The sequence below is a fragment of the Streptomyces liliiviolaceus genome (assembly GCF_018070025.1).
GTDB classification, from domain to species: Bacteria; Actinomycetota; Actinomycetes; order Streptomycetales; family Streptomycetaceae; genus Streptomyces; species Streptomyces liliiviolaceus.
The window spans coordinates 8268753-8291157 of the sequence record NZ_JAGPYQ010000001.1; the positions used below are offsets into that span (position 1 = coordinate 8268753).

Sequence of the window (22405 nt, forward strand, 5' to 3'; positions counted from 1 at the left end):
AGAAGATCTCGGATCGAATCGAATCAGACGGGATCAGACCGGATCAAAGCAATGAGATCAGATCAGGTCAGGTCAGGTCTGTTCAGCTCAGCTCAGCTCAGAGATGTGTCGGTGCGTCGATGCCGAGCAGGGACAGGCCGCCGGCCAGCACCGTCCCGGCGGCTTCGGCGAGCGCGAGCCGGGAACGGTGGGCGGCCGAGGGTTTCTCGTCCCCCAGCGGGAGCACGGTGTGCTGGAAGGCGAGCAGCGCGTCGGCGACGGTGACGAGATGCCGCGCGACCCGGTCGGGCGCGCGGTGGCGCGCTGCGGCGGCGAGGGCGTGGGGGTAGGCGTCGAGGGCGTCGAGGAGAGGGCCGGGAACACTGACGTGGTCCCCGGGAACGGCGGCGAATCCGAGGGCGGCGGCGTTGCGGCCGAGGGCCTTCGCGCGGGCGTACGCGTACCGGACGCGGAAGAGGGGGTTGCTCTCCCGCTGGACGAGGTGCTCGTCGGTGATGCGGGGGTGATCGTGGGCCGCGGGATGGAGCAGCGCCCAGCGGCCGGCGTCACGGCCGAGGGGGGTGGGGTCCTGGCCGGCGGGCACGGGGAGGAGATCGACTTCGAGGGGCGCGGACGTGGGCGCAGGCGCTTCGGGCGGGCCTTGGGCGGCCTCGACGGTGACGCCGAGGGTGCGGGCCCAGGCGGGGTCGAGCGCGTCCTCCGCGGCCTCCACGACCTCCGCGGCCTCGCAGGAGGCGGAAACGGCACCGGCGGTACGGGCGGTACAGGCGGTACAGGTGGTACAGGTGGTACAGGTGGTTCGGACGAGGACGCCCCGGGACCGCAGAATCCGGGCGAGGACCTGCCCGGTGACGGCGGCGCGCACTTCGCTGCAGGGGTAACGCAGCTGGACGACCTGCCCGGTAGGCCCGTCGACGTACCCGTACCGCTCGCGGCGCCGCAGAATCTCGGCGACGAGGGCGGCCTCCCGGCCCTTGAGGGTGATGTTGAGGAACCCGGGCCCGGTGATGTCGACGCGCGCGACGCCCGCCACTCCACTCAGGTGGGGCCGCAGGATCTCGGCGACCTCCTTCGGCGGCCGACCGGCGGGACGGGCCAGCTGGAGGGCGACATTGGTGGCGTAATCGCCACGCCCGCCGGGCCCGGGCGGCACGACCTGGGCGCGCTCCGGAACGGCCACGACCAGCTCACCGTCGTCCACGGCACGGCGCACGGCGCGCACCACGGTGCTGGAGAGCTCGACGGGGGTCACGGGGCAAGCGTAGGGGAGGAGGGGGGTGGGTAGGCGAATGGGTTTGGGCGAAGGTCCGGCATATGGACGCTTGCCTTCTCAGCGTGCTGCTCAGCTGCCGGTACGGCCGGCACGCTCGGGCCCGCCGGGCCCGTACAGACTCTCGGCACTGTCGAACGACGAACCAGTCCCGCTGCCGGAGGCCCCGCCGACACCGCTGTCGGCGGTCTCCCGCCGTTCCCGCCGCCGCTCCCGCAACTGTCGTACGAGGCGGACCAGGTCCGTGGGCTCGAAGGGCTTGGAGAGGAAGGCGTCGACGCCGACGTCGAGGCCGCTCTCGACCTCGTACTGGGTGCAGGCGCTGATGATGGCGAGCGGGAGGTCACGGGTACGCGGATCGGCCCGGAGCCGGGCGGCGGTACGCAGCCCGTCGAGCCGGGGCATGACCACGTCGAGGGTGACGACATCGGGGCGCACCTGGTGGATGACGTCCAGGCACTCGACACCGTCAGCCGCGGTCACGACCTCGAAACCCTCCAGTTCGAGGTTGACCCTGATCAGCTGCCGGATGACCTTGTTGTCGTCCACAACAAGCACCCGACCCGACGCGCCTGGCACAACTTGAGAGTAGGTCGGCGCGCGGGTTCGCGTCCGGCTTTTCCCTACTTCCACCCCACGCGGGGGATGCCGGGCCGCGGCCCGGCGTCGCACCCGCCCCGACTCCAACCAAGATCCAACGAACCCCGGACACCGCCTCCCCACCCCCCGAAATCCGTTCATGAACACCCGGAGAGAGCTGGTAGTGTTCAACCCGTCGCCGCAACCACAGCGCCCGACACGCCCCCGTAGCTCAGGGGATAGAGCAACGGCCTCCGGAGCCGTGTGCGCAGGTTCGAATCCTGCCGGGGGCACCTTGTATTAGGTGCCTAAAGACCCCGCCATCAGCGGTTTCGCTGAGGACGGGGTCTTCGCGTATCTACAGACGTGTGCAGGCAGGTGCCGCCGAAAGCAGCCGTTTGCCAGTGATCACGTAATGACGACGTAATGACCTTGGCGACCCTTCTTGCAGGTCAATGGCCCTTTGCCGCCCCCTTGAGCGTAGCTTTCCGACACACCTCCGACACGACGAAAGCCCCGGATCACTCCGGGGCTCGCGTGAGGGGCCTGTCGGTCAGTGTTCGGTGTCGACCCCCTCCCCCAGACCCTTCAGGATCCGGTCGTTCATCTCCTGCTCCTGGCCGTCGATGCACTTGGCGTAGATCTTCAGCAGGACGTCGACCGAGTGACCGGCACGCGCCGCGACTTCCGGGGCGGGTACGCCGGAGTTGAGCCACTGGGAGACGCCCGCGTGACGCAGGTCGTACGGACGGAAGGCCAGAACCGACGACACCTGGTGCGGTACGAGCGCCAGCTCCCGAGCCTGCTTCCACGCCCGGGAGTACGACGAGGCCGCGATCACGTTTCCTCGTTCGCTGGAGAACAGCCGGCCATCAGTGGCTGTACCGAACTCCTTCAGGTGCTCACGCAGCAGTGCCACCAGCGGAGGCGGTATCGGCACGATGCGCACTTCGCCGCGCGCTCGCTGCTTCAGGCCGCGCCGGTCATGAGCCTCGCCGGAGTCTGTCCACGCCTTCCCAGCCGTGGGACGGGTCTCCGTCAGCTCGATCCGACCCCAGCCGGATGCCGGAAGCGTGCAGTCGGAACGGCGGAGTCCCAGCGCCTCGCCCGGCCGCATGGCCGCGTAGTACAGGCACCCGAAGAACGCCTTCAGCCGCCGCCCGCTCGCACGGTCGTAGCCGCCGACGTAGGTGAGGGCGGTCAGCAGTTCCCGAGCCTGCCGAGGGTTGACCACCACCCGACGGTCAACTTCCTGCACCGCACTCTTGCCCCGCTTACGCCGCACCCGACTCAGCGGGTTGGAGGGCAGGTGTTCCAACTCCACAGCGTATTCCAGCGTGTTGAAGGCGACCGCCCTGCGCCGACGATACGTCTGGGTTGCCGCGGGCTTGCCGTCCAGCCTCCGGCCCAACCCGTCGATCAGCTCATGCACTCGGCCGATCTCCTGCAACTCCCCGACAGGAAGCGAGGCCTTTTCGATCCACCGAACGGCTGCCGCGATCTCCTCTGGCCGCTCCCGCTCCCTACGAGGAACCGGCAGAACATACGAGCGCAGCGCCCGCCGCAGCACCTCGGGAGTGGGTCGCCCTCTCCCCGGCTTCACGAGGAGGGGAACGACCGTCGCCAAGGCATCAGTCATGCTGTCCCGTTGCTTCGCTGACGCTTCCGCCCAGCGCGCTTCCACGTACCTCCGCGCCAGGTCGAGAAACGACAGCGCTGCCTTCCCTCCGCGAAGCGAGTCGGGCAGACCGGTGACTGTGTCGAACGGTTCGCCCTTGTCAGCGGCACGGAGGAGCTTGGCCCGGAAGCGGTCCGCGAGCGCCTTTGTCTTGTGCGACTCGTGGAACGGCTCACCGTCCACGGACCAGCGAACGAGGTAGGTCGGTTTCTTGGCGGAGCGGTTGATACTCAGTTTCCAGATCACAACCTTGTACGACTTCACGACGCGGCCCCCTCCGCACGCTTGTCCAACCAGTCGTTGAGCACGTCTCGCCGGACCCGTAACTCGCCGTTGGGCAACCGGATGCAGCGCGGGGCGATGCGCAGCTCCCGCCAGCGGTAGAAGGTGCGCCGGGAGATCCCGCCCAGTTCGTCGAGCACCTGCCGCACGGTGAGCAGTTCGGCCGGCTTCTCACGCGCCATGAGGATCACCGCTCTCCCGCACCGACACGGCCAGGAGCGCGGCCTCCGGCGAGTAGCCGCGCCCGGCGTAGCGCCACTGGCTGACCGTGACGGTTGGCCGTTCGCCGATACCGAGAGCCGTCCTCTGTTCCTCCGCACGGTGATCTGCACGGGCTCGACGGAGTGCGGTCAGGGTGGTGGAGTAGCGGCGTGACTTGGTGGAGAAGTGGCCGCCGTAGCCGAGCATGTGCGCCCAGCGTCGTAAGCCGAGAGGTTCGAACGGGGGCAGGCCGCCGAGCCACCAGCAGGTGCTGATCAGGCGGAGTACGTGGGCCCGTACCGGCAGCATGACCAGGTCCCGCGCGTGGTGAACCCGGCCGTCCACCGCGCCGGCGGACTCCGCTCCCTTGGCCGCGTACTTGGCGATGTAGCCCGCGACAGCAGCCGAGGCCAGCCGTTCCCCCGCACCGAACGCCGCGATGGGGCGCACGTCGACCTGTTCACCGAACCTCAGCACCCGAGGACCGACGACCTCCGCGCCGGGAGCGACGAGCCGCACCCGCACGACGACCGTCCGCACGGCCTCCGCCAGGAGGCTCGTCGTCGCCCAGCCAGGCGGGACCGAGGCCGGTCCGTCCGGGCCATCGAGGCGGATTACGGCATGGAAGTGGACCAAGCCGCGCCGCTGATACTCGGCAACCTTCGCGTACGACAACCTCACAGCCTCGCTGATCTCCGTACGGGACAGCCCGACCCTCCGGGCGATCTCGCGGCGCAGCTCCAGCCCGAAGCGGTGCCAGAGTTGCCCGGCGTGCGCCTGCCAGAGCACGGCCCCGGCGTAGTCGTAGCAGCGCGGGCAGAGCGGTTCACCGAGCCGGGAATCGTCAGCTGTATGCCGCTCATGGCAGCCGCCCGGCGAACCGTGTCGGCAGCACTCCCCCGGCCTCCTCGGACGGCAGGCTCGTACCTGTCCGTCGCGTTCACGACGAGTGTGGACAGGGCCGAAGCCGGGAGCCGTCAGGGTGGCGAAAACCCGAGGGTGCCCGCTCACGTCCTCCGTGACGTTCTTGCCGCCAACAAGTCCGGCCCGGATCAGCTGATACGTGTCTGCTCGGTAGAGCCGGGAGCAGGTCGGGCAGACAGTCGCTCGCCGGTTACCGCACGCCGTCAGCAGCCGACCCCCGTAGACGTCCGACTCGTACGAGAACAGTGCCTCGCCGGTAGTCGTGTCGAAGACGGTTGCTCCGCCGACCAGGTGAATCGGGTTGGTGCAGCCGCCGAGGCGGACGATGTTCCGTCGCCAGACCGCGAAGTCGGGCTCCGACGCCCTGGCGACCAGGGCGTCAAGGTTCTTCGGGAGAAGTGCGGTCATCGCCGATCACCGCCCCCGAACGCCTGCCACATCACGGCAGTGATCCCCTGCGGTCGAGTCTTGGCGCTGAACCTGAGTGTCGGATCGGTGAGCCAGAGTGCGGCGGCATGCGCCGGGCACAGGTGTTGCTCGAAGCCGTCGAGCCCGACGAGGACGATCTGTTCCCGTCCTACGCAGGTCGGCCGTTCCTTCTCCCTCAACTCGCAGTCCGGGTGAGGGGATTTGCGCGAACGATGCGCGGTGGACAAAGTGTGAGTGCTCCTTTCACTGCTCATGTGGCGGATGGAGTGGGTTCCTGACGGGGTCGGGTTTGGCGACTTCGCGCCCCGTCGGGAGCCCGTCGTACGGGCGGTCACTGCCACTCCTCGGGCGGCACCCCAACGGCGTCGACCAGAACGGGCACGGACGCGTGCCGCGGTAAGAGGACCGAAGGATTAGCGGTCGGGAAGTCGACCAGCTCCCGCAGGCCGGCCAGGGAGGCGGCGCGGTCACCGGAGCGGATGACGTAGTCGGACACGGGAGATCCCTTTCTCGGATCAGCGGGTTTGTTCAGAAGCGGAGTTGGCCGAGGAAGCCGTTCACGCCGTCGAGGAGCGTTTGGACGAACGGCGCGGCCACGGTCCGGGAGAGCAGGAAGCCGAAGGTTCCGCAGATCAGCGCATCGGCCCACCGCAGATAGCGGATGCGCAGGAGGAACCAGATCAGCAGGCCGAGCAGCAGCACGGCGGACATGGACACCAGCACGACAGGCCCCTTTCACGACGCTTCGACGTGCAGCTCGGAGAGCACGGGGGTCAGGTGCGCGTACTCGGCTGCGACGGCTTCCGCCTCCACCTCCGTGATCAGGTGCGACCGGGCGCGTTCCCAGCCGTCGCCGGAGGCGAGAACGGCTGTGCCGGCCTGTTCGGGGGTGATGGCCTGCGCCGCCTTGAGCGCGTCGGGGTTGAGGTCGCCGAGCGCCATCTCTGCCGTACCGGGGTCGGCCACTCGGTGACACACCCGGCCGCCGAGCTGTGCTCGCAGGGCGGTGACACCGGGTCCCAGGTCGGAACCGACACGTTGACCGGCGACGACGAGGAAGACTCCGAGGGCCGCGCCAAGCTGAGCGAGACGGATCAGCGCCGTACCGGCCGCCTGCGCTTCGTCCTTCTCGTTCCGGCTGGAGACGAGGAAGAGTTCCGCGATCTCGTCGACGATCACGACGACAGGGACCGGACGCTCCTTGTCGGGTAGGCCCCAGATATTGCGGACGCGAGCCGCCCGGCAGACGGTCATGCGGTCGAGGGTGAGGTCTACGAGTGCGGTGAGCAGTTGGACCGCCTGCTCCCTGTTGGTCGCGAGGGCGGACAGCCGCGGTTCGTAGAGGGACAGTTCCATGCCGCCCTTGCAGTCGATGCCGACCAGCGCGACGGGCTGCGGAGCGAGGCCCGCCACGAGTGCGTTGATGAGCGTCGACTTGCCGGAACGGGTGGCTCCGACGATCAGCCAGTGCGGTATGCGCCGCAGATCGAGCACCCACGCGGTACCGGTCTCCAACACGCCCACCGCTACGCGGAGCAGACGACCGGGCCCGCGCTGCTTCGGCACCCGAGGAGCCGCCAACGGATCGCACACCGAGGCGGCGACGCGCACGGTCCCCGGCTTCCAGGAGGTCACGCGCACCGCGTGAACCTGCCAGTCCTCCGCCATGGCAGGAGCCGCCTTGACGAAGTCCTCGGGCACCTGCCCCGGTAACAGCCGTACCAGCAGCCAGAACCCGCCGGCGGTCGGCCGTACGAGACCGCGCCGGGGCACACGCGGCTGAGGCGGAGGTGCCCCGTTGCCGACGAGCCCGGACACCACGGTCAGTGCCGGCCGACGGCTGACAGCCAGTCCGCACCCGGCCATCAGAGCTCGCCAGGTGTACATCACCCGGAGGGCGGTGGCCGGGAAGCCGAGTAACAGCCACCAGGCCAACGGGTAGCGGCGGCGCAGGACCGGGCCTGTGATGAACAGGCCCGACACCAGCACTGTGGCCACCAGTAGAACCCAACTCGGCCAGGTTTCCCGGCCCGAGGACGCGGAAGCCAGGATCATCACTGTGCAGCCCCCTTCCCCGCCGAAGTGGGAGCGCTCAGGGGCCGTATCTCCGCGGCACGGAAGGCGACGCCGTGCCGCCCGTCGTTCTCCCAGGGAGTGGCGACCAGGTCCCGCACGGCCACCGGCATACCGAGCTGAATGCCGACCGGCTCCCCGGCGACGCTCACGTTCACGACGTCCGCGGAACCTCCCGCCATCAGGCAGAGGCCGACTTGGTACACGGTCTTCCCGGTCTCACGGTCAACGCGAAGCTGACCGGTCTCACGGTTGGCAACCCGCGGAGCAGGGGGAACGGCACAGATGATCCCCGTGAACTTCGCGGTGTCGATCGGAAGGCTTGCCACTGTTCGGATCTCCTCATCTCTGGCACCCGAAGGCCAACCCTTCGGGCTGCTATACCACCCGTACTACGGGTGACGAGAACAAGAGTGACCACCCGTAGTACGGGTTGTCAACCGTCTAGTGATGAGCGAAGCTGTTCACGACCGTGGACAAGCTGTCTACGGAAACGCACAACCGCAGAGGTCACGGCCACGGAGGGCCCCACATGCCGCCGAAGAACACGCAGCCGAAGTACCGGCAGATCGCCGACTACCTGCGCGAAGGCATCCTGAACGGCACCTACCCGGCCGGCCAACCGCTCCCGTCCGAGGAGTCGTTGGCGAAGCAGTTCGGGGTGACGCGCCCAACGGTGCGCCAAGGACTCACAGAACTCCGGGCGTCGGGTCTAGTCGAGGCCATCATGGGCCGCGGTACGTTCGCCCGCTCCCCCCACGGCCGCCCCAGCCACACACGCCCGCGCGGCGTACGCCGGACCACGGACGGCCGCTACGCCGAAGCCGACGGCCTCCGCTGGACGGACGCCGAGCCCCCCGTAGCCACCCGCACCGACGCCCCGTTGGCCCTGGCGGATCTGCTCCGCATCCCGCCGGGCGAGCCGATGTTCACGTACGACGCCCTACAGACCGCGGACCAGGGCCACTTGCGCCAGCTCCACCGGACGTACGTGCCGTTCTCGGTGCTTCTCGACACTATGTACGAGGAGGAGGCCCCGCCGCCGGCACCGGACCTCTACAACGCGCTCGCCGAGCTGGGCCACGAACTCCACTTCACGGAGTACATCCGCACACGCATGCCCTTGCCGGACCAGGCTCAGGCCCTCCGGCTCTCGGACGGAGTTCCGCTTCTACACGTCCTCCGAGTGACGCTCACGGAGACAGATAATCCCTTGGCATTGGAGGAGTTCCACTTGCCGGGCGATGAGTTGGAGCTCTCGTTCAGGCTGTAGCGAGCTGCAGCTGGCTCAGACTTTCTCTACATCATCAAGGCGGCTCGCTCCGCTCCCCGCACGCGGCCCGGCCCCCGGCCGGGCCTGCGCTCCTGTCTCCGCCCCGCTCCAGCCCGGCCGGCGCCCGCGCCGCGAAAGGATGCAGCCGCATGCCGTAGGGAGGGGCACATCGTGGCTGGGGCTCGTCAGCGCGGTAACAAACGACCAAGACACACTTGGACTCATCCCTGGCTATACGTGAGCTCGCGAGAACCAGGGTCGCCGAAATCCGGAGAAGGCATCAGAAGCGCGTTACCAACGTGAGTCTTATCTTGTTTCTTTCCGCCGTCTTTGGAGTCAATTATGACCGTAATAAAAGCTACAGCCAGGACGACAGATACAACCAGCGAAGCTGCACCCACAAACACTTGCCTCACATGGTAAGTAGGCGGGTAATAACTTCCCCGCGGAGACAGCCAGAGCCTGCTTGACTTCACCAAAGTGATGCCGGATGCAACAATTCCGGCGGCAGACAGAAAGCCCACCAGAAGGATTCCGGCGAGAAAGTTGGCCTTAAATCCGGCGAAACCGAGGATGCTCAAGATATCTGCAGCAAGCGCGACAATAATTAGATACCAACCTGCTGCCCTTTGGCTTGAATCAGTCACACTTCACCGCCCACCAAAATTGCGAGGACGGTCAATCAACGGAAAGGCGGACAGGCGCAATTTCGTGACTTCTAGTCTGAAATAGCTCCAGTCTTCCCTCTCTGCAACATCTAGCATCGTCTCGGCCACCATGGAGGCGATTTGTGTAGCAAGGCGCATCGGATACTCATCCTCCAGTTCGCGCCGATCCCTAAGGAGGGAGATGACCGAGGTGACGATTACGCTTACAGAGACAACTACAGGCGTGATAGTAGCGAAAACCCTGCTGCCAGTGTTCGAGAAGGTGATTAGTTCCGCTACAGCAACCAATGAGGCGGCCAGCGAAAAAACTGTTCCCGCGATTACTGAGAGCGTAGCGAACGTCCGGTTGTTCTCATGCCGCTTGCGCTCCTCCGCCTGAGCCAGAAGATGTTCAGCGGAGCGAAGTGCACGCTCTAGCTCCTCACCGTCACTCAGATTCCACCTAGCCGCACGGCTGTCACCGACCCGCCGGGCCGCTCCGTCCCCTTGACGCCTATTCATTCCACAGTCCTCCGAGGGTATCAATCAGACATCGCAGCGAGGAGTTGCACTGAGAATTTGTCAATTGACTTGCCGCATTGAAAGACCCACGGGAAGAATGGAATTCATACGATTTTGCTTTGGCGGCAATCGGAAGAGTATGATACTGCAGGGAAATCGCTCCCAGGTCACCTAAAAGCTCTTGCGCCCTGAGGCCGAATTCGCTATCGGGGCCAATTTGGTAATATCTTCGCGCGTCATCAACTTCCCCCCAGTACAGATCGACCTTATTTGCCAGCACAAGTAGCCACTTTGGTTGATACTCTGCCGGAGCTAACATTCTCTTTTTTGTGATTGCTTTGCAGACTTCGTCGAAGCTGGCCAACTCGTGCCTCTTGTTGCGGGCACGCAGCGTTTGCAGGTCAAACGGGTCCAGCGCGCTCGCAACTACGTCTGAATTACTCCAGATGTGATCATATCCATTACATGCAACGAACACCACTCCTTCGAGAAGGGTCGATTCGCCGAACATCAGATTCATTGCATAATCGCGATCCTTACTCACTTGCCCGGGGATAGTGGTTACTGAATGAGCCTTCTTGTTCCGTCGAATAATATAGCCATCGTCTGTACTTACGCTCATCCCCGGCCCAGCGGGCCGCCTTGTTATTTGGGACCAGATCTCCGTCTTGCCCGCCCCGGAGTTTCCTGTAATCACGATTGGTGCCCCCCTTCGAAAAGAAAAGCGTTGAGACTGTAGGTCTAGATTATCTGGCGAACTTGCGTTTACCCTCGCCACGGCCTGCGGCCAACTCACCATGAACTGATGATATCCGGGAGCGTAGATCAACAACCCCTGTTCAGAGGTGGTCATCCTGATAGTTGTTCCCGAAGGTGGGCCACAGGTTGACAACTGCCGAGTGGAGAGTTGAACGGTGGGTGCCCCTCGTGCCCCTGCGCGGCAGCCCGCCGGAGTCACGGGACGTGATGCGGCTCGGCAGCATCAGAGCCGTTTGGCGCACAGTCGTATGGGCCGTGACCAATACGTGCCCGGCCGGACGGGCCCATCGCGAACACCAGACAGTCCCGCGGCTGGACACAACAATGGCCTCTGAACAACACTGCAGGTCAGAGACTGTTCACACTGCTCTCAGCGCGGAGGCGGTGTGCTATGTACCACGGTGGCATCGTTGCTACGACAGCTTTCAGGATTGCTCAGTCTCCATTGGAGAGACGGGTTGGGCGAGGAGGTTTGGTGCAGATCGAGCGTGAACCACGGGGAAAACCATGGAACCAGTTGACCACCCACCAGGTGCCTGCGCCGTCCACTCCAGTACGTACGCGCCGCACGCCTCGACCGCCACGAAGTCCTCCGGCGCCGCAGTCACGGGTCGGCCGTCGCGGGTTGCCCTGGTAGACGGTATTGACGGCGTGGCTAAGCCCCGGTGCGGGTGCAGCGAGACACACGCGTGCGTGGTCCTTCGGCGCACCCGCCGTCGTGGCTGACTGTCGTCGGCTGAGGTTCGGACGGGGCGCATAGAGGGCGCCGGCCGTCAGTCAGGTGCAGCGACGCTGAGCCGTTTCTGTGCCGTCCAAGGCCGCTCACCAGTGGCCAATGACAACCAACGACAACCACGAGGCGCACGATCTCACCGCCCCTGAACAGCAAAAACCCAGCTCACCAAGATCCCCGGCAAGACCCAGGGCAAGAAGACAGCTCATGACTCGCCTATAGCGATTCCATCGTCCGTGGTCGCACGGTGCAAGACGGCTGGGTGAGGGATTTCAGGTTCGTGCGGTGCGTGATGGTGTCTGCGTGCCAGCATGGTCGGTCCGGAGGTTGGTGGCTGGCTCTTCTCGGGGGTGCTTTGTTGTGCAGGCTGCTTTGCGGTGGCTAGCAGCGGTGCCGCTTGATTCTTAACCAGCGAAAAATGAGCGGTCGCACAGCGACCGTTCAGCGCGTTGCCGACTCGACCCCTTCCTGACTCCGCTCGGCCGTGGGATCTACTTCACAGCCACGGGTCTTTACCCGGCGGCAGCTCGTTCTCGTCATCAGGGTCCGTACGGGCGAGGTTCAGTAGCCATATGTCGGGCCCCTCCATCACGTTGCTGGTCAGCATCGCGGTAATGGGAAGGTGCGGCAGGGGGACCCGAACGCGCATGTATGTCTTCCGTCCGTCATCGTCCATCTCTCGGAACCAATCGTACAGTTCCCTGTCGATGGGTATGCGAAAATACCATTCGATGGCATTGAAGGCATGAAGCACCTTTGCATGTCGCTTTTCAAGATCTATCGATATGCTCCACGGCGCTATCGTTGGTTCGCATGACCTGCGGTGCCAGCGATATCCGCGCTTACGGGGTGGAGACGTAGATAATTCGACCACGACTATGCCGACCTGTTCCAGGTACAGCGGTGTTGCCCCTTCATTCTTCAGCGTCACCGTAAGGTCGATCTCGTTACCCATAGTCCTGTATTTACACTGCACGATCATGCGGGGTCGGGCGCGTCGATAGTTTTTCAACGTGATCGCAGCGTTGACGGTGGTTGCTAATCCGGCACCCAAGGCAATACCACGAGCCCACCAGTCAGCCGCCATGCCTACTCCGCCTCCCCCTCTAGCTCCCGCAGAGCGTCATCCAGGGTGGCTGGAAGCCTACGCCCGCGCACCGCCTCGTTGAGCCGAGTCATGTCCTGGTGAACACCTCCGTTGTAGCGCTTCGTTGTGAGGTAGAGCATGGGACGGCTGTGCGCTTCAAGTCCATTGGTAAGCATGGCCTCAACGCGAAATGCCAGAAGCCGGGCCATCCACTTGTCGGGGCGTGCCATCACAGTGAAGCCCTCATTGAGGACCCATCGTGCGCCCCCAAATGCGGGGATCGTCCGCTTGTCCTCCCCTTCCAGGAGGGTCACGATGCCAAGCCCCGTGAAGCGCCAAAGCTGCATAAAATAGGCACGGCGGCCCATGAACGTGGCAGCTAGCGGTGGCATAACGGGGCGGAGGTAGACCCTTTCTACCTCTACGACCGCTGCACTCCGGTTCTGTACGTGTACGTGGAGGTACCCCCGCCATGTGGTCTCGTCTGACGGATCGAGGTCCCCGTGGCGCGAGGAGTAGTCCACGGTTAGCTTGAGACGGGGGCCCCCGCGCCGGTACGTGGCTGCGGACACCAGCATGTTGGCAGCGGTAAAGCAGGCACTCAGGGACGCCACGAGGATGGCGATGACGGGTAGCGACATGAACGCAGGATGCCCAACCCGCCATGTGCGGCATGCCGGATTTGAGGAAGTTCAGCGGTAGTTGTGGTGGGGGTGGCGTGCGCCGCCATCGGTTCCTGAAGGGCGAGGACCAGCGGCCGGCTCAGACCGCGGTGGACGCGGGAGCGTCCCGGAGCTGGGCTCCCGAGGTGTCTGTCGTACGCTCGATCTTCGCCCACGCTCCACGGTGTGGGGGACCGAGCGGGGGTTCCGGCCACACGTGGGGCGTGGCCGGGACTTATCCGCGGTGCATGGGTGCGGTGGGGCTACTTGCCGTTGTCGCCCTCGTCGTCCTTCCGCTCCTGGTGCGTGTGGTCCGGATTGGGCAACGGCTTCTTGGGGTTAGGGTCCGGCGCAGGCGGGGGCGGCTTCGGGCGCCCTACTGCGGCATCCCCCCGCACGTTGCGCCGTACCTGAAACACCCTCACGGCCTGGTCGACCGCTTGGGATGTGATGACCGCTGCGATGGCGAGAGCCGTCGACACCGGTACGACCCACTCAGGCATGTTCATGTGCTGTTGCTGCCTTTCGCTCGCATTTTGGGCACCCCGAACCGCGCCCGCAGCGGGCATCGGTAGTGGGGGCTGGTCGCGGACCGCGTCGGAGTGGCGGTCGCGACCTCGATGGGATTTCCCACCGTTTGATCATCTTGTTGGTGATTGCTGGTATTTGTGGACCCTTCGGAGTATTTGGTTCCTCGTATGGGAATACGAAGGATTCACGGGCGCAGTTTCATCACGCACCCGAATTGGCGGCGAGAGATTTTCTGGTGAAGTGGCTGCACATAGAAAGGCGCAGTGCAGCACGGCATGATCCGTCTGGTTCCCACGGGGGTCAGGGGTAACGCGGCTATGTCGGACCCTCCTGTGAGTCTCCGCGTGGTGGTGCTGCTGAGCCGTTCCCACGTACCTAGTGCAATGCAATCCGAATTGTTTCGGCGTGCTCATGGACGGGTCACGTACGGGTCAAGGATAGGTCAAGGGCCGTTCGGCATCTGGGGTTCCATGAGTCGTCTTCAATACATACTGCTGCGTCGTTGGCCACGGCGGAAAACGGTGGTCGAATTGTGTACAGAAATTGCATCAGGTCAGAGCTGAGCAGGAGGGCCGCGCCGTGCGGGCAGGAGGAGGATTCCGCTGGTCAGGCAGGGTGTGGATATGTGGTTGAGGTCCACAGTCCACACCCAAAAAGCGTGGACCAGGTGTGGACCGAGGTCCACACTTGGGGGATCTAGCGCGGTTGACGAGAGGTAAAGCTCCACACTTATGTGTTTTTTATCGAAAGCGCTCTGACCTGGGAAAATACATAAAAATAATGTTAAATGCTCTAAGGGAAATGTACGCAAGAGCGCCACAGGATCAATGTGGACCTGGTCCACAGGTCCACAGTCCACAGTTGGTCCACATCCGGGGCACTTCCTCGCGGGTTATCCCCTGCGGTAATGCCGCGCGGAAGTGTGGGTCATATGAACTCAGTCTCATGCGGGTCCAGGACGTTCGAGATCAGGGTTCCGCCAAGCCAAGCCGGTTTGGCTCCGCTCACGCGCGGGCGTTTCCGAAATCGGCTTGGAGGTCTTGCCTTCCTTTACCTTCTACGCTGATTGCGGCCCGGCGAACCCGGCCTGACACGTCAAGGAGCAGCGCCGTGCGTGACCAGGGGTGTTGGCTGTCAGCGTGGTGACGTCGAGGGAGGAACGCGGGCGGTGACTCCCGCTCGCCGTTGCTGGTCATGCCGACTGCTGGAAACACCCGACGCTCGGACCTTAGAGGAGAGAGCCCGCGTGGAGGGCGCCCAAGGTAATGAACTCCCCGAGCGTTGGAGCCTGTTGCCCGGTCCCGTCGCGTGTTTCCGCAGGTGGGGACACGGGGTGACCTCCCGTCGAGCCGCTGGGTGGGCAGAGGCGTACCGCAGTGAGTGCAGGCCAGGGGTTCGAGGGTCAGGGCTCCGGGGTGGGGCCGGAGCATGGGGTGGATCACGGGTCGCCCCAGTGGTGCAGGGGCGAGGTGGGTGGCGAGGTGTGGATTCGGGGGTGCCGGATGGTCGTGCGTCGCGCCGAGAGGTGAGCCGGCGAGGGCTTTCGTGGGCCCGTGGGGAGGAGCGCGATGGTTCCTCCCTGAAGGGAGAGTCGGCGTACGACCGGAGGTTGGATAAGACAAGCTTTGAGTGCCCATCAGGCCGACCAGCACTCTGGCCTGTTGGGACTTAGACGTCGAGGTCGTAGGCGAGCACGGTAGGAGTACCTGTTCTCCTCGGCCTGGTGCGGAGGTTTGGCCGGCTCCCCCTCGTGCTCCTGGTCACCCTTCTGTTCCTGGCGCGTGTGGGCGGAGTCCACAGGCGGGGGCGTCTCCTTTCCTCGGAAGCTTCGGTACTTGTCCCGCACCTTTTCGGCGCTGTCGAGTAGTTTGACCGCCGCGTCCCCTGCCTGAGACCCGACGATTTTTACTCCGCCGATGGCAGCTATCGCCACCACCGCCCACTCACCTACGCTCATGTGCTGTGCTGCCTTTCGTTTCGATTTCGAGCACCCCGATGAAGCCCGCAACGGGGCGTTTCTGATGCGGAGTTGGTCGCCGTCCATCCCGCACCCTAGAGGGGCATGGCGACCGGATACTGGGCCGAGATATAAACGCGATGGCGGACATCTAGGAGCACACATGATGACTAGCGTCTTGTCACGCGCGGGTCCGTGATGCCTTGGGTGCCATTCGTGGAAAGCCGCTGGCCAGCGCTCTGTGTAATGCCACCCAACTCTCGTAGTCCTCAGTCTGCACAGGCCCTGGAACGAGAGTGGGTTCGAAGTTCCGGAGGATCGCGGCGGAACTTTCGTATCCGAGATACGTCGCGAAATCCTGTGTGACCCACGTGCGGAAGGGCGCCCGCAGGTTGGTGACAGACACGTCGACGGTGCCAGCCTCGATGCGAATCACCTTTGAGGGTGACCAGTTGGTCTTGGCCGCTGCTTAGTACTGCTTCAACCCCGCAGCCTCCCTCGCCTTCTTGAGGCGGTCACGCAGTCGTGCACGCTGGAATCCGGGCTCTTCCTGTGGCACCGAGGTCTCCGTCCTGCCGCAGTTGCGATGTCTGTTGGAAGGCTAACGGCCTCAATGCCGCCAGGCACACCGCTTACGGCTGCTCGGCGGATGGTGAGGGCGCCGAGCAACTCGCCGTCGTGCCGAAGTGCCTTACGAACCAACTACGCTTTCCCCGAGAGGTAGTTGGCTGCTCGTCCGAACGCGAAGGACCCTCTTCTTCGGGGGAGATATATCCTCCATAGCGGTATGTCTGTTATAGCGGGGTACCGCTTCTAGCCATGTCGCAGACGGCCAGGCAGCAGACATCACCCTGTCTCTTTGCGAGTACGCCGGTTGACGGGTCATGGACGCTGGCCGGATGCGCGGGGAACGTGCGCGCTTCCCGAGAGCTGAGCGTCCATCGGGCCACCCAACCTGACATCACCAGTTGACATCAACGACGGCGTACACAGGCAACCTTGGACAGTCCCGCATGGCGCAGCCGTACCCGCAGAAGGGCTCCGTGGAGGCTGCTCGATCGAACTCCTAAAGCGGTGGTCAAGGGGCCTGTGCCCTTCGCATGCCAGGTCCGGCGGGAAGCCGCGGGTAACACCGGCACTCGCAGCAAATGTGTTGCCACCCCCAGAACAGCGAAAACGCAGGTCACCAGGATTCCCGCACTGGGGAGGGTGTGGGGCCGAGGTAGTGCCGTTGGCCGAAGGTCAAAAGGCCAGATCGAGGTAGCTCTGCACTACAAGCCCGAAAGCAACGAAGAAGAAGCCAATCGTCTGCTCCCGCAAACCACGAATCGTTGCCCGCTTCGACTCCTCATCGCGAGCGGTGAGACGAGCCTCGAGGTCGTTGCCGATCTTCCGGTCTTCCTGTTCTCGTGCTTTCGTCTCTCGCCCTAGGTCGTACTGCACGTCCTGGGCCAGTGTGAAGACACGATTCAGGCGTTCCTCGACCGCGGCCTTGAAGGCGTCGGCGTCCTGTGCGGGGTCAGGCAAGGGCCCGAACGTGACGATGCCCCGAGCGCTTCCCGCGAAGTTGATCTCCATTGCCGCGCCGAGGCCATGAACCACTGTCGGTCGTGGGCGTCCGAGGAGGCGACGGCAGAGTCTTTTGAAGCCGGTCCAAAGTCGTCGGACTACTCCAAGCACGGTCGCCAGAACAGTGGCGAAGAAACGTTCGCCCGGAGCTGCGACGTCTCTGAACGTGTTGGACAGGCCAACGGCCGCCATAACCAGACCGCCAACCTGCATCGCGATGCTGATAAGCGTCAGCGCAGTCTTGAACACCTAGCCATCATCGATCTTGCACGATGATCAAATGTGCTGATCGCGCAAACTGCCCTCCTGCCTGCGGCGGCACGCTCGCCGAGCGCGGGCAGGCCGCTGCTGCCGACGGGGCTGGAAGGTCTCGGCCGCCAGCCGAGCGCGCCGAAGCTGGGCCGCCCCTGGGCCGTCCGAGGTCGCTCGACAGCGGCCAAGGACGACCAACGACGACCACCAGACGCGCGAGCCCACCGCTTCTGAGCAGGGAAAACCCAGCTCACCAAGATCCCCGGCAACACCCAGGGCAAGAAGAAGTAGAATTCATGATCGCGCTCCTCGTCCCTGCACATAACTCGGATGAGAGGCGCTTTCATGCTGAGGGCCCTCTTGGATCACTGTGTCTCGGCCCCGATCTCGCGGCCGGAGTTCATGAACGCATGCCCTTTATCGGCAGGAGCGACCGGGTGCCCCCTGCCCGTAGCTGTCAGGAGTGAGGGAGTCGCCACAGATGGGACTGCGCTCGGGCTTGAGGCGGCGGCATCGTGCGCACCAGGTGATAGAGGTTCTCAAAGTACTCTTGCCAGCGATTTGGATCTGGAAGAGCGTTCTGTGCCCGCTTGGCTCGCTCCACCCGTACCAGCGGCTCCATGCGTTCCCACACCGAGATCACGGATCCACCGAGGTAGCCGGAAACGGGTTCGATGTCGACAACACCGTGTGTGACCAGAGCACCCAGGTTGTCGTAAAACCAGGCCAGTTCACGTATCAGATTCCGCTCGGCCTCCGGCAGCCCCTCCATTCCGGCGGCCAAATCCCATTCTGGCAGCTGCTCGAACACGACCTCCCGGGCCCTGGCCAGGCGCATGCTGCGATGTTCGCGGAAGAGATCTACCAGAACCGGCAGCGTGTTCGTATGTTCCGCCAGCCGCAGCTGCCGAACGGACACGAGGACGGAGACACCCAGCGCCATCACCGATACCACCAAAGCCGCAATCTCCACCGAGTCCCCCGATTCCCACCGTTTGGCCTTCCGTTCCCTGCCCACGACGCGAGCAACCTCAAATGCCGGGGCCAAGCAGGCGGCCTCTAATAACCGCCCCGGCCGTAACCACCAGGTCGTAGGGCCGGATTACAGGGCCGTCGCAGGCGCGACAGGCGTGCCAGAACCGTGCCAGGTCGTATGGAGAACCATGGGGAACATCGGATACCAACTCGGTAACCGTCTCGCGAACAGGCACTCTTAGCCGCAAGTCAGTGAGAGAGACGAGGCCAAAGCATATGAGCCTCCCAAACTTAGAGCCTGTCAGCCGGCGGTGGGACGAGACCCAGGCGGGTGCTTCACTGATTTTTGGACGCGTCAGTGCCGGGTGCCTCGCTCTGAGCCTTAGGTGACAGTTCGCCAGCTGCTGATGTACCGCCCTTGGGCAAGGTAACGGGTCCCCTGAGCTCAGCCCGGACCGAGCGGATGGCTCGGACTGCTTTGATGACCTTCACCGCAACGACGGGGACTTGGTCAAGAGCGTGGCTGAGCGCGAAGACTGCGCTCGTGATGACGCCTACAGCAACGACAGCCCAACCAGCGATTTCCATCTGACCACCGAGCCTTCGCGAGGAACGATCACAGAACCAAGGCTCAGACGAAAAGCAGACCGCCAAACAGCAGTGCTACGTTCCATCGTCGCCTCCCCCCCGATGGCCCTGCGTCAGCTCTGACTCGTCAGATGACGCTGGACGCCGCAGTCACCCATGTGGACTACGTATTGCGACTATACCCGCGTATACTCGATCAAATCAGCGGAAGCAACGAAGAGTTGACGGTTGGAGGCGCGCGTAGCGGAGCCCGCTCACGGATCAAGATCAGTGTCACGAAACATTGGTCCGATCAATGTCGAGGCCTCGACGCTGTCCGTCTCGGTATCTGTCTCATCCCCGTTCAAGGCCGTTCAGATGAGACCAGGATTCGGGCAGTTCGTGAGCGGGCCGCCCATAACACAGGTGAACGCCCCCGCACGCACCCAGCCACCCCATCACCACAGCTGGAAACCGTGTTGGTCTTCACGGCAACGCCGGCCCACGACACCGCCAGTCGCGGCAGTTAGGTTGAGGGCGTAAACGAGGAAGCGATCACCATCAAGCTCACGCGCGATCAAGCGTTCGTGCTGTCGGACTGGCTCTACCACGTCATGTTCCAGTCCGACGACCTTGAAGGGATCGTGCCCAACCGAGCCGTCTGGTCGCCCATCTATGCGATCTCCGGAACGCTGGACAAGACGCTGAGCGAGATCTTCATGCCCGACGACGGCCCACGCCTTGAAGCGGCCAAGGAGCGTCTCCGCGTCAAGTCGTACGGGGGAGCCGACGACACCAGGCCCGGCAACGACGCACCACAAGCGCACCAGATAGAGCGGGGAACAGCGGGGAATCACGGCGAAAGCAACCACGGCCGATGAGACCCGGTACCAGGCGAACGCCCAGTTCAGCAGCCGTACCCGCCCTGAATGCCCGCAGCTTCCCAATCTGAGAGTCTTTGGAAAGAGAATCACTTCGGAGTATTTTCCCCGCGTTCCTGTCATTGTGGCTCATTCTGGTCTGAGGAACTTGGAGAGCTCTGCAGCTTAGGCAGGTCGCACTCCTGCGTTGTGCATGAGTGCGCTCCTGACGCGCCCTACCTCCACGCGCTAACTTGCGTCGCCGAGCAGGAATGAAAACACCGGGCGCATCCTCAGGAGTAGCGATGGCAGAGATCGATCAAGATGATCATGCGGGTGCTCTTGCTGAATATTCTGCGCTCAGAAATGAGATTACTACCAGAATCAGTTTGCAACATCAAGTTCTAGCCCTTCACGTGACCGCTGTAAGCGTTGTCTTCTCTGTGGCGTTGGCCGGAAGATCTCGCTGGCCAGTTCTTTTGATCATTTCTTTCATCTCTTACGCTTCCAGCGAGATCCTGGCATCCCTCTTTCGCACTATTGAAGGCATAGCGAAGTATATCGACGAGGAACTGAGTCAAAGGGTTGCTGGTGGTCTAGGGTGGGAATCGTGGCTAGTGCAGCATAAACCTGCTAGCGAAACAGCTAGACTGACGCATCCTTACTACCTGTTGTTCCCTGGAATATCTATCGTCTCCTTAGTCGCCATCGGCGCCTATGCATGGTCCAGTTCGCCAGATGGCCGCCAAAGCGCTTCTTTCTGGACCATAATCTCTGCCTGGCCGCTGGCGGCAGTATTCGCCGCATTGTCCTTTCGGGCTGTTCGAAGGCTACGTGCGCCGTTCTGACTGATGCCCTCAAGACAGCGTTCGAACGCTGTCGCTTATAAGTCCCCCTTCGTCCCTCATGCCTATCGGTCTGCCGTTCGTCCGGGCTGCGGCGCTGGGGCGCCGGTCCCGGCCGAGCGGCAGACCGCAGCGATACGGGGACCGAGGGCAGCGAAGGGCCCCGCACATCATCCGTCGGGGGAACGGTGACGTACGGGGCTTGGGCAGCCGGTTGCGGGAGCAGGCTCGTACCGCAGCTGGCCGAAGCTTCTCGGGTCGACCTGGGTCAGGCAACCGACGAGTCGTGTCGGGCGTTCCTCGCCTCTTGCATCATCGTCTCCGCCTGCGCCGCAAGGCCCGACAGAATCAGTTCCGCCAGCATCACGGCTGCTTCAGGGCGAACGTTGCCGAGGCGTACCAGGCCCTCGCCCGAAACGTTCACGTCTGCCGTGAGGTCGGGGAAGTCCGGCTCCAGGCCCAGAGCGGTGAGTTGCGCGGCCAATACGCCGGCGCTGCGTCGAGCTTGTGCCCAGCCCCGCACGTAGGGCACGCCGGGCATCAGGTTCTCGGCTCGTTTGGCGACGACGCCCCGTCGGTCGGTCATCACGTCAGTCCCTTCCTGATCGGTGTTCCGGAGGTTCGGCCCCGCTCTCTTCCAGTCGTCGCAGTCCCGCAGCGAGCGCCAGGCGCAGCAGTTCTGCCAGGCGCTCCGCGGTGGCCGGTGAGACACGGCCAAGCTCGACCAGGCCCTGACCGAACGCATTCATTTCGGCGCGCAGGTAAGGGAAGTCCTTTTCCAGGCCGGCAGCCAGCAGAGCATCCCGGAGGGCCGTCGTGGCGTTGCGTGTGGTGTACCAGTCGTCGCTGTCCAGAGGCGACCAGGTGGCAGCGTCGTGCCGGTGAGTGGCGTCATTTCCCATCGGGCCGGTCCCCCTCGAAAGTAGAGAGCGCGAGGGCAGCCGCGGACGGGTAGCGCGCGCCGTACCTGTCCACACGAGAGAGCAGTTCGGCAGAGGCAACCAGCATGGTGGCCAGGGCGACCGGACGCAGCGGGTTGGCGATGGGCCGCCGAGTTGGAGCACGGAGCCACTGATAGCGGTCACCACTCATAGGCATGGGCCCCGGGACGACGACCACAGAGCCGTCTCCCAGGTAGCGGTATGCCGGTGGGGCACCCTCCTCCTGCACCAGGTGTTGGGTGAACATCTCCTCGCTGTGCGAGCCGAGGAAGAAGCCGACTCGCTGCGCCTTGCGGTCGAGCACGGCAGGCCCGAACGGCAGACCTCTGCGGAGGAGTTGGTCGAAGGTCTCCATACCGACCCGCTGCTCGACCGTCACCGTGTCGAAGAGACGGCCAGCTGCCAACACGTACGGTGCGCGAGGATTGCTCGCCCAAGCCATCCTGCATTCGACCGGATCATCTGCCGCCGCGGAGAGCCATTCGACGCCTCTCGTGGTCATCCTCTGCACGTCATCTCACCTCGGTCTGACTCGGTCACGGCCGCGATGCCGTCCTGTGTCCAGACTCGGGGCTGGGCCCCCGGCCAGGGCAGATGACGAGAGGTGACGGGGGATGACGCGTCACGCGAGGACGCGTCATCCCCCGTCAGGGCGCAACCACTGCCTATCTGGGCTTACTTGGGGCGCTCGGTAGCGAACCGCGCGTACATTCAGACGTGGATCCACAGAGTCACTGACCTCAGCAGTCCCACCAGTGCACGCGCAGGGAGGGAATGGTCACGTCTTCC

Annotated in this window: 24 protein-coding genes and 1 tRNA gene; 4 read left to right on the top strand and 21 right to left on the bottom strand. The window is 64.2% G+C overall.

Annotated features, from left to right (window positions below; genetic code table 11):
• Positions 1–97: 97 nt before the first annotated feature.
• Together nrtL and J8N05_RS35020 are read right to left on the bottom strand one after the other, a co-directional pair.
• Positions 98–1252, bottom strand: a complete 1155-nt coding sequence (nrtL, locus tag J8N05_RS35015; protein WP_210889799.1) for an ArgS-related anticodon-binding protein NrtL — start codon at positions 1250–1252, stop codon at positions 98–100.
• Between the two features lie 90 nt (positions 1253–1342).
• Positions 1343–1828, bottom strand: a complete 486-nt coding sequence (locus tag J8N05_RS35020) for a response regulator (RefSeq protein WP_407699955.1) — start codon at positions 1826–1828, stop codon at positions 1343–1345.
• Positions 1829–2070: 242 nt separating this feature from the next.
• On the opposite strand from J8N05_RS35020, the gene J8N05_RS35025 reads away from it, so the two are divergent.
• A tRNA-Arg gene (locus tag J8N05_RS35025) sits at positions 2071–2142 on the top strand.
• A gap of 260 nt (positions 2143–2402) precedes the next feature.
• Here J8N05_RS35025 and J8N05_RS35030 read toward each other — a convergent pair.
• The 8 genes from J8N05_RS35030 to J8N05_RS35065 form a co-directional block, all read right to left on the bottom strand.
• On the bottom strand, positions 2403–3791 hold the full coding sequence (locus J8N05_RS35030) for a tyrosine-type recombinase/integrase (protein WP_210889800.1): 1389 nt from the start codon (positions 3789–3791) through the stop codon (positions 2403–2405).
• Positions 3788–3991 (bottom strand): helix-turn-helix transcriptional regulator, encoded by a 204-nt coding sequence (locus J8N05_RS35035; RefSeq protein WP_210889801.1) that lies wholly within the window; start codon positions 3989–3991, stop codon positions 3788–3790. Before J8N05_RS35035 ends, J8N05_RS35030 begins: the two co-directional genes overlap by 4 nt.
• Positions 3981–5342, bottom strand: a complete 1362-nt coding sequence (locus J8N05_RS35040; RefSeq protein ID WP_210889802.1) for a replication initiator — start codon at positions 5340–5342, stop codon at positions 3981–3983. The genes J8N05_RS35035 and J8N05_RS35040 overlap by 11 nt, the downstream gene beginning before the upstream one ends.
• Positions 5339–5590 (bottom strand): hypothetical protein, encoded by a 252-nt coding sequence (locus J8N05_RS35045; protein WP_189773495.1) that lies wholly within the window; start codon positions 5588–5590, stop codon positions 5339–5341. Before J8N05_RS35045 ends, J8N05_RS35040 begins: the two co-directional genes overlap by 4 nt.
• A gap of 104 nt (positions 5591–5694) precedes the next feature.
• Entirely contained in the window at positions 5695–5859 is a 165-nt protein-coding gene (locus J8N05_RS35050) for a hypothetical protein (RefSeq protein WP_210890613.1), read from the bottom strand.
• 32 nt (positions 5860–5891) lie between these two features.
• Complete coding sequence (locus tag J8N05_RS35055) at positions 5892–6086, bottom strand: hypothetical protein (protein ID WP_055514380.1); 195 nt, start codon at positions 6084–6086, stop codon at positions 5892–5894.
• 12 nt (positions 6087–6098) lie between these two features.
• The gene (locus tag J8N05_RS35060; protein WP_210889803.1) at positions 6099–7418 is read right to left on the bottom strand and encodes an FtsK/SpoIIIE domain-containing protein; all 1320 of its coding nucleotides are present in this window, start codon (positions 7416–7418) and stop codon (positions 6099–6101) included.
• A complete protein-coding gene (locus J8N05_RS35065; RefSeq protein WP_055514377.1) occupies positions 7418–7765 on the bottom strand; it encodes an SCO3933 family regulatory protein in 348 nt (115 codons plus the stop codon). The genes J8N05_RS35060 and J8N05_RS35065 overlap by 1 nt, the downstream gene beginning before the upstream one ends.
• Positions 7766–7968: 203 nt before the next feature.
• Between J8N05_RS35065 and J8N05_RS35070 the strand changes: the two genes are divergently transcribed.
• Positions 7969–8709 (top strand): GntR family transcriptional regulator, encoded by a 741-nt coding sequence (locus J8N05_RS35070; protein WP_210889804.1) that lies wholly within the window; start codon positions 7969–7971, stop codon positions 8707–8709.
• 221 nt (positions 8710–8930) lie between these two features.
• On the opposite strand, the gene J8N05_RS35075 is transcribed toward J8N05_RS35070, so the two are convergent.
• From J8N05_RS35075 to J8N05_RS35105, 8 genes are all read right to left on the bottom strand, one after another.
• Positions 8931–9356 carry a hypothetical protein gene (locus tag J8N05_RS35075; protein ID WP_210889805.1) on the bottom strand — a complete coding sequence of 142 codons (426 nt, stop codon included), beginning with the start codon at positions 9354–9356 and terminating at the stop codon, positions 8931–8933.
• A gap of 3 nt (positions 9357–9359) precedes the next feature.
• The gene (locus J8N05_RS35080) at positions 9360–9878 is read right to left on the bottom strand and encodes a hypothetical protein (RefSeq protein WP_210889806.1); all 519 of its coding nucleotides are present in this window, start codon (positions 9876–9878) and stop codon (positions 9360–9362) included.
• Positions 9871–10731 (bottom strand): hypothetical protein, encoded by an 861-nt coding sequence (locus tag J8N05_RS35085; protein ID WP_210889807.1) that lies wholly within the window; start codon positions 10729–10731, stop codon positions 9871–9873. The genes J8N05_RS35080 and J8N05_RS35085 overlap by 8 nt, the downstream gene beginning before the upstream one ends.
• Before the next feature lie 1135 nt (positions 10732–11866).
• A complete protein-coding gene (locus J8N05_RS35090; RefSeq protein ID WP_210889808.1) occupies positions 11867–12457 on the bottom strand; it encodes a hypothetical protein in 591 nt (196 codons plus the stop codon).
• A gap of 2 nt (positions 12458–12459) precedes the next feature.
• Positions 12460–13098: a hypothetical protein gene (locus J8N05_RS35095; RefSeq protein ID WP_210889809.1), complete on the bottom strand. Its 639-nt coding sequence runs from the start codon at positions 13096–13098 to the stop codon at positions 12460–12462.
• A gap of 2690 nt (positions 13099–15788) precedes the next feature.
• Positions 15789–16043, bottom strand: coding sequence for a Scr1 family TA system antitoxin-like transcriptional regulator (locus tag J8N05_RS48230; RefSeq protein WP_407699956.1), 255 nt, complete (start codon positions 16041–16043; stop codon positions 15789–15791).
• Positions 16044–16849: 806 nt separating this feature from the next.
• A complete protein-coding gene (locus J8N05_RS35100) occupies positions 16850–17425 on the bottom strand; it encodes a hypothetical protein (protein WP_210889810.1) in 576 nt (191 codons plus the stop codon).
• A gap of 460 nt (positions 17426–17885) precedes the next feature.
• Complete coding sequence (locus tag J8N05_RS35105) at positions 17886–18401, bottom strand: DUF4760 domain-containing protein (protein WP_210889811.1); 516 nt, start codon at positions 18399–18401, stop codon at positions 17886–17888.
• A 1156-nt stretch (positions 18402–19557) separates the two neighbouring features.
• Here J8N05_RS35105 and J8N05_RS35110 point away from each other — a divergent pair.
• Both J8N05_RS35110 and J8N05_RS35115 read left to right on the top strand, forming a co-directional pair.
• Positions 19558–19851, top strand: a complete 294-nt coding sequence (locus J8N05_RS35110) for a hypothetical protein (protein ID WP_247706627.1) — start codon at positions 19558–19560, stop codon at positions 19849–19851.
• Between the two features lie 284 nt (positions 19852–20135).
• The gene (locus J8N05_RS35115; RefSeq protein ID WP_210889812.1) at positions 20136–20678 is read left to right on the top strand and encodes a hypothetical protein; all 543 of its coding nucleotides are present in this window, start codon (positions 20136–20138) and stop codon (positions 20676–20678) included.
• A 265-nt stretch (positions 20679–20943) separates the two neighbouring features.
• Here the strand turns inward: J8N05_RS35115 and J8N05_RS35120 are convergent, their stop codons facing one another.
• Genes J8N05_RS35120 through J8N05_RS35130 form a run of 3 tightly spaced genes read right to left on the bottom strand, consistent with a single transcriptional unit; the run spans position 20944 to position 22118 of the window.
• Positions 20944–21261 (bottom strand): hypothetical protein, encoded by a 318-nt coding sequence (locus tag J8N05_RS35120; RefSeq protein ID WP_210890581.1) that lies wholly within the window; start codon positions 21259–21261, stop codon positions 20944–20946.
• A 4-nt stretch (positions 21262–21265) separates the two neighbouring features.
• Positions 21266–21577, bottom strand: coding sequence for a hypothetical protein (locus tag J8N05_RS35125; protein WP_210889813.1), 312 nt, complete (start codon positions 21575–21577; stop codon positions 21266–21268).
• A complete protein-coding gene (locus tag J8N05_RS35130; protein WP_210889814.1) occupies positions 21567–22118 on the bottom strand; it encodes a bifunctional DNA primase/polymerase in 552 nt (183 codons plus the stop codon). The genes J8N05_RS35125 and J8N05_RS35130 overlap by 11 nt, the downstream gene beginning before the upstream one ends.
• Positions 22119–22405: the final 287 nt, after the last annotated feature.

Coding starts and splice junctions, on each gene's coding strand:
- J8N05_RS35035 (WP_210889801.1), bottom strand. CDS start 3,991: ATGGCGCGTGAGAAGCCGGCCGAACTGCTCACCGTGCGGCAGGTGCTC.
- J8N05_RS35040 (WP_210889802.1), bottom strand. CDS start 5,342: ATGACCGCACTTCTCCCGAAGAACCTTGACGCCCTGGTCGCCAGGGCG.
- J8N05_RS35060 (WP_210889803.1), bottom strand. CDS start 7,418: ATGATCCTGGCTTCCGCGTCCTCGGGCCGGGAAACCTGGCCGAGTTGG.
- J8N05_RS35070 (WP_210889804.1), top strand. CDS start 7,969: ATGCCGCCGAAGAACACGCAGCCGAAGTACCGGCAGATCGCCGACTAC.
- J8N05_RS35080 (WP_210889806.1), bottom strand. CDS start 9,878: ATGAATAGGCGTCAAGGGGACGGAGCGGCCCGGCGGGTCGGTGACAGC.
- J8N05_RS35085 (WP_210889807.1), bottom strand. CDS start 10,731: ATGACCACCTCTGAACAGGGGTTGTTGATCTACGCTCCCGGATATCAT.
- J8N05_RS35090 (WP_210889808.1), bottom strand. CDS start 12,457: ATGGCGGCTGACTGGTGGGCTCGTGGTATTGCCTTGGGTGCCGGATTA.
- J8N05_RS35095 (WP_210889809.1), bottom strand. CDS start 13,098: ATGTCGCTACCCGTCATCGCCATCCTCGTGGCGTCCCTGAGTGCCTGC.
- J8N05_RS35115 (WP_210889812.1), top strand. CDS start 20,136: ATGGCAGAGATCGATCAAGATGATCATGCGGGTGCTCTTGCTGAATAT.
- J8N05_RS35120 (WP_210890581.1), bottom strand. CDS start 21,261: ATGACCGACCGACGGGGCGTCGTCGCCAAACGAGCCGAGAACCTGATG.
- J8N05_RS35125 (WP_210889813.1), bottom strand. CDS start 21,577: ATGGGAAATGACGCCACTCACCGGCACGACGCTGCCACCTGGTCGCCT.
- J8N05_RS35130 (WP_210889814.1), bottom strand. CDS start 22,118: ATGACCACGAGAGGCGTCGAATGGCTCTCCGCGGCGGCAGATGATCCG.